The organism is Micromonospora sp. CB01531, from assembly GCF_001905095.1.
Taxonomy (GTDB): Bacteria; Actinomycetota; Actinomycetes; order Mycobacteriales; family Micromonosporaceae; genus Micromonospora.
Genome location: NZ_LWLS01000010.1, coordinates 1 through 10,299, shown reverse-complemented (window position 1 = coordinate 10,299; position 10,299 = coordinate 1). Strand labels below are relative to the sequence as shown.

The following is a 10,299-nucleotide window of genomic DNA, read 5'->3' as shown; positions in this document are numbered from 1 at the left end:
CCCGCACCGCCCGACAAACCCGCCTGGCCATCGCCGACCACTGGCCCTGGAAGAACTCCCTGGTCACCGCATTCAGCCGGCTCGCCGCCCTGCCCCGACCCGCCGGCTGACCCCGCACCCCGTATTCCGACGAACACCCCGGAGGAACCCGGCTCCGCGCCGGGCCCTCACCATGCCCGAAACCCCGCCCACCCGCCGAACACCAGCCACATCGATCAACAGCGATGACTGACGGGCTTAGCGAAAGACGGAGGCTAGGCCACGTTGAACCAGGCGACGGTGGCGTCCGTCGACGAGACGTGAGTACTGCCGCTCTTGCCGACATGTGCCGTCTGGTCGTTCAGGGATCGGAGCGACGGGTCGAGGTTGCCGTACCCGCGCAGGTTCTGGTGGCTGACCTTCTTCCGGTGTTACTGCAGCACCTCGGTGAAGGGCTGGCCGACGCCGGGCTGGCCCATGGTGGGTGGGTGTTGCAACGTTTGGGCGGCCCACCGCTGGATGAGGACAGCACCGTGGCGGGCCTCGGGTTGCACGATGGCGAGTCGCTCTATCTGCGTCCGCGATCTGATCAGATCGCACCAGCGGATTTCGACGACTTGGCCGATGGCATCGCGACCGGGATGCTGAGTCGGGCCGGGCTGTGGCGGCCGCCGATGATCCGCTGGGCAGCACTCGCTTCGCTCGCGGTCCTGCTGGGACTTGGTCTCGCCGCGTTGGCGATGCCCGGCCCGTTCCTGGGCCGGGCGCTGTGTGCGGCGGCGATCGCGGTGTGTTGTTTGGCTGCTGCCTTCGCCCTGGCCCGCGCAGCCGCGGACCCTGGGTTCGGCATGGTCGTCGCCGGCGCGGGGATCATGTACGCGGCGGTGGCGGCGATGATCGTGCCAACCGGTGGCGCGTCCGCGCTGCTCGTCGGGGGTCCGCAGGTCTTCGCTGGCGCGGTGGCCGCCCTCGTGACGGCGCTGTTGGCCACGCTGCTGGTCGGCCGGGGCGGCCCGTTCTTCGCCGCGATCGTCACGGGCGCGCTGCTCGTCGTCCTCGGATCAGGGATGGCGATGTTCTTCGTATTCAGCCCTGTTGCGTCTGCGGCGTTGGTCGCCGTGGTGGCGACGGTGGCGACGGTCGGGGTGCCGATGACCTCCTTCCGGCTGGCCCGGATTCATCTGGCTCCGCTGCCTACCAAACCGGAGCATTTGCAGGAGGAGATCGACCCCGAGCCTAGTGCTGCGCTGCTGGCCCAAACCGCCAGCGCTGATAGTTACATGACCGGCCTGCATGCGGGCCTCGGTGTGGTCACCGGCGTAGCGCTGGTGCAACTCGCAATGGCGGGTGGGTGGGCGGAGCTGACGCTCGTCGGGTTGGTCGCCATGGCCCGGCTGCTAGCGCTACGGCCGATGACCAGCGGCTGGCACCGGCTCGCGCTCGGTGTACCGGCGCTCGCGGGGCTGGCTGCCGTAGCTGTGTTCTTCCTGGCCGAGGCGGACCCCTTGGTTCGGCTTATCCTGCCTATCGCGGCGCTGCCGTTGGGCGCCACGGTGCTGTTCCTGATCGCGCGGCACCTGCCCGACCGGCGGCTCATGCCCTACTGGGGCCGGGCCGGCGACATTGTGCAGGTGGTGGCTACCGTTGCCATGCTGCCGATCCTGCTTGCCGTGCTTGGCGTGTACGCGGCTGCCCGGGCGCTGGGGGGCTGAGTCGTGCAGGCCCGTCGGGATCAGGTCCAGGCACAGACGTACGTGGTGGGTCGGCTGGTTGGCGCGTTGGTGGCCGCGGAGTCGGACGGGCTGGAGAGCCCGCAGCGGCGTACGGTGATCGGCGCGATCGCGGGGGTGCTGGTTGGCGCGCTGGTGGTGGTCGGGTTCGCCGTTTATGGGTTTCTCGTGCCCGGCGGTTCAGACAGCTGGCGGAAACCCGGTGTGCTCATCACCGAGAAGGAGACCGGCAACCGGTACGTCTTCGACAGCCAGAACGAGCGGCTGTTTCCCGTGCTCAACTACACCTCGGCCCTGTTGCTCTTCGACGGCAAGATACCTAAAACCGTCAACGTCTCGCAGAAGTCGCTGCGCGGGGTCGCGCACGGGCCGTCGGTCGGGATCGTCGGCGCGCCGGACGTGTTACCAGCGCCAGGCGCGTTGGACGGTCAGGTGTGGTCGGTTTGCGCGCTGGTCGCCCGCGACTCGGCAGGCGCCGTGTTGACCGCCACCACGTTGACGATCGGGCAGCAAAAGGGAGCTGCGGGCCGGCGATTCGCGCCGGACGAGGCAATTGTGGCCCTCGTCCCCGGCGGGGACAACTACCTGGTGTGGTCCGGACGGCGGTTCAAATTGACCCGGCCCTGGCTGGCGCAGGTGCTCGGCTTCAAGAGTGCCATCCTCGTGGAAAAGGGCTGGTTGGAGGCGCTTCCGGTCGGGCCGGACCTGAAGCCGGTGGCGGTGCCGGGCCGGGGCGAGGATGGGCCGATTGTCGACGGTCGCCCGGCGAAGATCGGGGAACTTTTCTTCGTTGGTCCCGCCGCCGCACCCGAACGCCGCTTCCTGCTGCAGCGCGACGGGCTGAGCGAGCTCAGCCCTGTTGCCTACGCGATGGTCGCTGCCGACCCGGAAACCGTTGAACTGTACGGCGGTGGGCGGGTAGAGCCGGTCGAGCTGAGCCCGGCGGCGCTCACCCGGCCCTTCTCGCGGCAGCCCGCATTCCTGGACGAGAAGGCCCTCCCGCAGAGCCCGTTGCGGGCGGTGGAGGCCCCGGCAGACAGTGCCTGGTGTGCGCGGCGAACCACGGCGGACGGCGGGGCGGAGGTTGGGGTGGAGCTGACCGCCGGCCCGCCGGCTGCCGCAGCGGAACTGGTTCAGGGCAGTGCGGGAGTAACCCGTACCTCAGACACAGCGGACGCGGTGGCGGTTACTCCCGGCGCAGGTGGCCTGGTGTTTCCCGGCCGGGAGAATCAGGCACCCGGATCGGTTCTTTTCCTGTTGACCGATTCCGGTATCAAGTATCCGATCGCGAGCGGTGCGGTGGCACAGCAGTTGGGTTACGCGGTGGAAAAGGCTCGGCCGGTACCCCGCCAGCTACTGGACATGCTGCCGACTGGCCCGCTCCTCCAGAGCTTCGCCTCCAGCTGAGCAGCAGGGCCATTGGATAGCAGGGGGCGGCCCGGCCGCTGCTCGTCGATCAGCCCATCGAGGTGTTCACGCAGGAACCGCCGCCGCCATTTGCCCGTGGTGGACAGATGCGCACCCAAAGCCGTTGCCACATCGGTGTTCGACGTACCGTCCGCACACGGGAAAATGCTCTTCGCGAGCGTCGCGAAGACCTGCGCGGAGCTGATTCCGCTCGCCTCGCCCTTGCTCGGCCGGTCGGTCAGCTCGGGTCGGTGTCGGTGTCGGAAGGGTTCCACGCGGTCTGCACCAGCCGGCTGCCCCGTCGGGTGCACAGCAGCGCCCGTCCCGGCGGCAGTTGCCGGGGCTTGATTCCGCCGAGCAGTGGTCCCTCGTTGGGGGGGCAGGACAGCGCCAGGTCGGGGCTGTTGGTCTCCTGGAGCCGGCGGATCAGCGGGTCCATCGACATCCGCATCACGTTCACCGCGCCCCGGGTCAGCACCATATGGAAGCCGATGTCCGCGCCTTGTGGCAGGTAAGGGACGAGCGGCAGCAGTGGGCCGTCAATCCCACCGAGCAGGTCGTAGTCGTCGACCAGGACGAACAGCCGCGGACCCGACCACCAGTCCCGGCTGCGTAGCTGCTCTGGGGTGATGTCCGCGCCGGGCACCCGGCCACGGAGGCCGGCCACGGCGTCGGCGACCGTATGCTTCGTGGAGTCGTTGGAGACCGAGTAGCCGAGCCGGTACTCGGCCGGCACCGAGTCGAACAGCTGACGTCGGAAATCCACGAACATGATCCGCGCTTCGTCCGGGGAGTAACGGGCGATCACCGAGCGGGCCACGTGCCGCAGCAGGTTTGTCTTGCCGCTTTCCGCGTCGCCGAGGACGGTCAGGTGCGGCAGTTCCGAGAAGTCATGCCACAGCGGCTGCATCTGCGCTTCTTCCATACCGATGGCGATCCGTATGTCGCCCGTCGGTGCCGGCAGGTCGTCGGCCGGCAGCACCGTGGGGAGGGTGCGTACCGGTGGTGCCGGCGGGCCGGTCCAGAAGTCTTCCACCATGGACACCAACGCCCGTGCCCCATCGTTCACGGTTTCCGGGGCGGCGACTCCATCAATCCGCGGGAGTGCGCCCAGGAAGTTCAGCTTCTCCGGCGTCAACCCATGGCCGGGCAGCTGCGGTACGGTGGCCGCCAGCCGCAGGTCGATGGCGGAGTCCACGGCCTCGCCCAGGTGCAGTTCGAGCTTGGTACCGAGCTGGTCGCGCATGCTGTAGTGGATCTCCGACCAGCGGGCCGCGGTGACGAGTAGGTGGACGCCGAAGTTCAGCCCGCGAGCGGCGATCTGCCGCAGCGCCGGCTCGACCGCCTCGAAATCCTGCCGAAGGGTGAACCATCCGTCCACTACCAGGAAAACGTCGCCGTACGGCTCGTCGGTCACCTGGCCGTTGGCGCGCATCTGGCGGTAGGTCGCCATGCTGTCGATGCCGTCCGCCGAGAAGCGTCGTTCCCGCGTGGTGATCAGGTCGGTTACCTCGGCCACGGTGCGGGTCACCCGGTCCGTGTCCAGCCGGCTGGCGAGGCTGCCGACGTGGGGCAGGCCGGCGATGGTGGCGAGCGCGCCGCCGCCGAAGTCCAGGCAGTAGAACTGCACTTCGTACGGGCTGTGGGTGAGGGCGAGAGCGCAGATCAACGTACGCAGAAGTGTGCTCTTTCCGCTGCGTGGGCCGCCGGCGATCCCGACGTGGCCGCCGACTCCGGTCATGTCGACCGTGAGTAGGTCGCGGGCCTGCTCGTACGGTTTGTCGATGAAGCCGACGGGGACGATCAGTTGGCCGCTGCCCGGCCAGTCCACCGCGGTCAGCCCCAACTCGGGGTGCGGGGCAAGGGCCGGTAGGAGCTGGTCCAGGGTCGGCGACTCGTTCAGCGGCGGCAGCCAGACCTGGTGTGCGGGCGGCCCTTGGCCGGTGAGTTGGTCGATTACCACCGACATGACGGACGGCGCCGTACCGGCGGAGGCTGGGTTCTCGGCTGGGTCTGGTACCTCGGGTACTGGCGCGGTGTCCGCAGGTTCCGCGTCCTGGTCGGGATTCTGGTGTGGGACGTGCTCCAATACGTACGGCACGACCTGGCGTTGGACCACCTCATGTCCCACCCGGACCGCTTTGGTTCGGTACGGGCCGGAGACGTACGCCGCTTTGAAGCGGATCAGCGTGGCGACGTCCATGCGCAGGTACCCGTTGCCGGGTTCGGGCGGCAGCTCGTAGGCGTTCGGTACGCCGATCACCGAGCGGGACTCCATCGCGGAGAAGGTGCGCAGACCGATCCGGTACGACAGGTGCGACTCGAGCGCGCCGATCCGCCCGTCGTCCACCCGCTGGCTGGCCAACAGCAGGTGCACGGCGAGCGAGCGGCCCAACCGGCCGATCATCACGAAGAGGTCGATGAAGTCGCGATGCGCGGCGAGTAGTTCGCTGAACTCGTCGACCACGACGAAGAGCGTGGGCAGCGGGTCCAGGGGTACTCCCTGCGCGCGGGCGCGCTCGTACTCCAGTACCGAGCTGTATCCGCCGGCCTCGCGCAGCAGTTCCTGCCGGCGGACCATCTCGCCCTGCAGCGCGTCGCGCATCCGGTCGACCAGCGCCGCCTCGTCGGCGAGGTTGGTGATCACGGCGGAGGTGTGTGGGAGCCGGTCCAGGCCCAGGAACGTCGCCCCGCCCTTGAAGTCGACCAGGACGAAGTTGAGCGTCTCCGATGAGTGCGTGGTGGCCAGCGCGAGTACCAGGGTGCGAAGCAGTTCGCTCTTGCCGGAACCAGTGGCGCCGATCAACATGCCGTGCGGCCCCATCCCGCCCAGCGCCGACTCCTTGATGTCCAGTTCGACCGGCGCCCCGTTGGCGTCGATTCCGATCGGTACCCGCAGCCGGTCGTCCGTCGACCGGGGCGCCCAGATCGAGGCGAGGTCCAGCCGCTGCAGATCCGGCAGGCCGAGCAGCGCGCCGAGGTCGAAGTCCGACTTCATCGGTTCGTGCGTCAGCTCGGTGGTCAGCCCCAGCCGGTACGGGGACAGCAGGCGGGCCAACGCTCGGGTCTTGACCGGGCTCAGTGCGTCCGGTTGCGCCAGCCACGTTCGGGATTCCTGGCCGATATGGTCGACCCGGACCATCATCAGCCCCTCGTCGGTGAGGTCCAGGCAGAGCACGCTCTTGTTCGGGGTCGACTGGGGGTTGTCGAGGTCGATCAGCACCGCGTTGCGGTAGCCGTTCGCGGTGATTCGGGCGCCGGCTGGCAGCCGTCCACCGTCGCGGATCACCACCACGTACGGTTCGTCGCGGCTTGCCGTGGCCCCCGCCTCGTACCGTGGGCGGGCGTTGAACACCTCGCCGAGTAGCCGCTCGATGCCTTCGATGCTGTCCGCGGCCAACCGGGACGCGCCGGCCGCGTCCTGCGCGCTGGCGTGTTGGGCGTGCGGCAACCACTTCACCCAGTCCCAGGCCTGCGTCCCCTCGCTGTCGACGCAGAGCGCGAGCCAGACCTCCTCCGGCGCATGCATGGTGGCCAGTTGGGCGACGAGTGCCCGGACCAGGTCGCGGGCACGCTCCCGGTCACCGTTGATCCGGATTTCCCCGAAGCCGGGCAGGAACAGCGCCACCGGCTGATCGGCGAGCGTGCTGTACGCCTTGATGAACCGGCGCAACGACTTTGCGGCCAGCGGTTCAAGATCCTCTACCGGTTTGGTCTGGATTGGCGCGATCCTTACCGCGAGCCGCTGCTCGCCGATTCCGACCCGTACTTCGAGGAAGTCGGGATGCGTGGGGCGGCGTTCCCAACGGCGGGTGGTCATCGCCATCGACCACAGCGAGGCCGGATCGGGGTGCCGCCAGAGGCTCGCGTCGCGCTGCTGTTCGACATACCGCCGGATCCGGCGCCGGTTCTGTGCCAGGTAGCGCAGGTAGTCGCGGCGGTCGCCGCCGAGTTTGCGCTTGCGGTCGCCGCCGCTGAAAGCGGCCTGCCCGAGCATCATGCCGCCCATCCCCACGATCATCAAGCCGGCCATCACCCAGGTGAGGGGACCGCGCCCGCCCATGAACATCAGCATCATCACGCCGGACATCAGTGCCATGGGCAGGTACAGCATGGCCTGGCGCATGCCGTTCTGCTGTGCCTCTGGCAACTCGGGCGGCTCCTGCAGATTGAGTTCGCCGGTGGGCATCTCCGGCCCGCTGCGTCGCGCGGGTCGGCGGAACAGCACCGTGGCCATGGCTCGCCTCCTGTCGACCTGGTCCCGCCCCACCGATTGAGGAGCCGCAGCCCTTACGACGGGCCGTCGACGGGTTCCGATCAACCGAGGCTGGAAATGCCGTGCGTCAGGCTGGGTCGGAAAACGCTGCGCCGGAGCGTGCGCGCGTGCGACCCGCTGTATCGGCCGGCCCGTGGCCGCGGTACGCCGGCCGCTGCGGTGGGGCCGGCGTACCTTGAGGAACTCAGTGCGATGGCTGGTGGACCGCGGCGGTGCGTCCGAGGGGCGGCGGCGCGATGGGCACGGGTTGGTCAAGGCCATGGCGGTAGCAGAACGATGTTAAAGAAGGTGGACGGTTCGTTGAACCGACCGGCCGTGGGGTCCGTCGTGTGGACGTGAGCATGGCATCTCTTTTCGATATCCGCCATCTGGTCGGTCTGGGACCAGTGTGGCGGTTCGAGGGTGCCGTACCCGCTGGCTGGCGGCGAGGTCGTGAATACGCGCGGCTACCTACCTGGGTGCGCCGTGATCGCGCCGGGCCTGCACGACCAGCTCCCGACCGGATGGGTCTCCGATTCCAGCCAGGCTCGGGGCGATCACGAGAACGGGAAAGCAGCGCGCCGCGACCCCGATGGTCTCGGCGTACCCGGAATCCCACCCAGAGGAGGCACGATGCCGCTCGGCCACGAGGTTGATGGCGAGACCATCTCCAAGACCATTCAGGCGATGAATGACGTTGACGCGGACTGCGACGCCGCGCAGCGGGCGGTAAATGACACCGCGAGCTACCTGCGCACCCAGTGGCACGGCGACGCGAGCAACCAATTCACCGCGTCCATCCACGATTGGCAGGAGGGCCTGAACATGGTGAAGCAGGGCCTCCAGGAGCTGAATGCCGCGATGGGCACGTACTACCAGCAGACCGCGCAAATCGAGAACGACAACAGCATGGCCGCTACCTGGACGAAGTGACCACACCCATCAAGGAAGGAGCGAGCAAATGACGAGTTACGGGCTCAACCCCAACGGTCTGCTGGATACCGGCGACGAGCTGACGGGCGTCACCAGGAGCATCGAGCAGACGACCGACAATCTCAACGCCGTCGTCAACGTCTTTATCGCCAGGAACGAGGGCAAAGCGAAGGACGGATTCGTCGCGGCCCAGCAGAAGTGGGAGGCGGGGATCCAGAAGATGAAGGATTCCCTTGCCAACGGCGTTGTCCAGCTCAATGAGATCCATGAGCGGTACAGGCTCGGCGACGCCCATGGCGCGGCGCTCTTCCAGGGCAACGTGTAAGAACCATGTCTCGGTGACGGGCGGTGTCATGCCGCCCGCCGCTTTTCCGACCGCGAAGGAGACTGATCATGCCCGCTAACATCAGGGTCGATGAGGCGTTTATCAGGCAGGTGATGGCCAAGCTGGACGAGCTCCAGGAGCAGATCATCCGGCTGTATGACGGCACCGGCAGCGCGGCGTACCAGAACCTGCTCAGTCTCAGTACGTGGGCCGGTACTGATGAATTCCCGCCCGGCAAGGAGCTGCGCGACGCCATCTGGAACTCCGGTCGTGGCATCGAGGAGCGGCTGCGGGGGTTCGACAAGATGCTCAGGCAGATCTACGTCGGGCTTACCAACTTCCTCGCCAATAGCAAAAAGGTCGAGGATCTCAACTCGCTCTCCGCCCAGGAGTTCCTCAACTACCTCAACGTCGGCGGCGGCGGCGGGTCCCCGACCCCGCCCCCAGGTGGGGGTTCCGGTGCCGGGCCCCGATGAAGACTGGACGCAGTGGACGTGGGAGCAGGGCCTGCAGTCCATACTGCGAATCGGTCGCGAATCTGGGCAGACGCCGGCGATCAACCGCGCTCTGGTCGCCGGCCCGGGCGCGAGCTGGCTTCAATTCGTCAAGAGTGAGATTTACGAGTCGGGATTCCCGGTCAGCTTCGACCATCCACCACCAAACGAAATCATCTTGTGGAATAACTACGACTCGAGCAACATTCTCGTCGTTCGGGGCAAGATTTCGCTTTATGACAAGGCCGGTGATGGGCCTAGCCCGCACGACCAGTTCATGCGTTTCCAGTACGTCGGTGACGAAGCTCGTACCTTTTTGAGCAATCCCCCAGCGGATGGCCCCTGGCAACCTCAAAGCTTTGTGGATGCCGCGTCTGTGGTTGAGGGGGTGATCCGCTGGCTTGACTCGTCGAACACTCAGCTGAACGCTCTGGTCAGGAGCATCAACCACGATAATTCTGGATTCAGCGGGTCGGCGGCGGGTGCTTTCGCCGCCGTTCTGGATAATCTGCAGAACGGCGTGGAGCAGCTTCATACGGACATCGCGGGTCCCGGTGAGACCAACTGGGCGGACCGGATCCGGGGCAAGGCGGGCGACATGAAGAATTTCTCAGTCGCCCTGATCGACGCCTGGAACCAGTATCAGAGCCAGGTGGCGTACAACTCGAACTTTTACAATCCCGGTCATTTGGTCGAGGCTGTGCGAGGCATTCTGAATGGCGGATACTCCGGGAACCTCAACAGCGTCTCGCTCTCGTTTGGTGACGGTGGCGGTGGGACCTTTGACCTGACCACTTCCGCTGGCTGGCAGCAGGTCAACGAGCGGGTCAAGAACGCGTGGCTGCTGCAGGTGGGCAACCTGGACAGCAAGATGCGGGAAGCGCTCACCCACATGGTGGGCCTTTTCCGGGATACCCAACGGCATATCAACATGTTCGGCACGCCGCCGCAGAACACCCCGGGTGGCGTTGGCCCAAATGGACCCGGTGGCGGGGGCGGCGGTCCGAACCCCGGCGGCGTTGGGCCGGGCGGCGTTGGGCCGGGCGGCGTTGGGCCGGGCGGCGTTGGGCCGGGCGGCGTTGGGCCGGGCGGCGTTGGGCCGGGCGGCGTTGGGCCGGGCGGCGTTGGGCCGGGCGGCGTTGGGCCGGGCGGCGTTGGGCCGGGCGGCGTTGGGCC

At 67.6% G+C, this 10,299-nt stretch carries 7 protein-coding genes; 6 read left to right on the top strand and 1 reads right to left on the bottom strand.

The genetic code is table 11. From position 1 onward, the window contains the following. The first annotated feature begins 299 nt into the window (after window positions 1–299). Complete coding sequence (gene eccD, locus A6A27_RS03920; protein WP_158073939.1) at window positions 300–1,691, top strand: type VII secretion integral membrane protein EccD; 1,392 nt, start codon at window positions 300–302, stop codon at window positions 1,689–1,691. Window positions 1,692–1,694: 3 nt separating this feature from the next. Further along, window positions 1,695–3,116: a type VII secretion protein EccB gene (gene eccB, locus A6A27_RS03915; protein ID WP_073833010.1), complete on the top strand. Its 1,422-nt coding sequence runs from the start codon at window positions 1,695–1,697 to the stop codon at window positions 3,114–3,116. Window positions 3,117–3,354: 238 nt separating this feature from the next. On the opposite strand, the gene eccCa is transcribed toward eccB, so the two are convergent. Then, window positions 3,355–7,353 carry a type VII secretion protein EccCa gene (gene eccCa, locus A6A27_RS03910; protein WP_073833008.1) on the bottom strand — a complete coding sequence of 1,333 codons (3,999 nt, stop codon included), beginning with the start codon at window positions 7,351–7,353 and terminating at the stop codon, window positions 3,355–3,357. Window positions 7,354–7,794: 441 nt separating this feature from the next. On the opposite strand from eccCa, the gene A6A27_RS42800 reads away from it, so the two are divergent. From A6A27_RS42800 to A6A27_RS44795, 4 genes are all read left to right on the top strand, one after another. Next, window positions 7,795–8,304 (top strand): WXG100 family type VII secretion target, encoded by a 510-nt coding sequence (locus A6A27_RS42800; RefSeq protein WP_143193864.1) that lies wholly within the window; start codon window positions 7,795–7,797, stop codon window positions 8,302–8,304. A 28-nt stretch (window positions 8,305–8,332) separates the two neighbouring features. Then, window positions 8,333–8,629, top strand: coding sequence for a WXG100 family type VII secretion target (locus tag A6A27_RS03900; RefSeq protein WP_073833004.1), 297 nt, complete (start codon window positions 8,333–8,335; stop codon window positions 8,627–8,629). A 68-nt stretch (window positions 8,630–8,697) separates the two neighbouring features. Then, window positions 8,698–9,105, top strand: a complete 408-nt coding sequence (locus A6A27_RS03895; protein ID WP_143193863.1) for a hypothetical protein — start codon at window positions 8,698–8,700, stop codon at window positions 9,103–9,105. Then, window positions 9,089–10,299, top strand: a 1,211-nt coding sequence (locus A6A27_RS44795; RefSeq protein WP_198940177.1) for a hypothetical protein, incomplete at its 3' end; no start/stop codon positions are given. The genes A6A27_RS03895 and A6A27_RS44795, both read left to right, overlap by 17 nt.